This is a genomic window from Streptomyces sp. NRRL F-525 (genome assembly GCF_000716605.1).
Classification (GTDB): Bacteria; Actinomycetota; Actinomycetes; order Streptomycetales; family Streptomycetaceae; genus Streptomyces.
This window is the reverse complement of record NZ_JNXE01000216.1, coordinates 1-294: the sequence shown is the minus strand read 5'-3', so window position 1 is coordinate 294 and position 294 is coordinate 1. Positions and strand designations below refer to the sequence as shown.

At 72.4% G+C, this 294-nt stretch carries 1 pseudogene; it reads right to left on the bottom strand.

The features are described from left to right. A pseudogene (locus OO69_RS48590) lies at nt 1-294 on the bottom strand (modular polyketide synthase); the annotation flags it as partial.

The following is a 294-nucleotide window of genomic DNA, read 5'->3' as shown; positions in this document are numbered from 1 at the left end:
ACGATGCCGGGTGCGGTGTTGCCCTTGCTCAGTGTGTCGAGGTCGGTCAGCAGCTGCTCGCGGTTGTCGGCGAGCAGTACCGCGCGGTGGTCGAACCGGGCCCGGCCGGCTGCCAACGCGGCTCGTGCCGTGGCCAGTTCGAGGTCGGGTTGGTTCAGCAGGTAGGTCCGTAGCCGGTCGGCCTGGTCGCGCAGTGCGGGCGCGGTCTTCGCCGAGAGCAGCAGCGGCGGGGCCGGCGGTGTGGGCTCGTCGGGCGCGTCTTCAGCTTCGGCGTCCGGCGGCTCTGTGACGGCC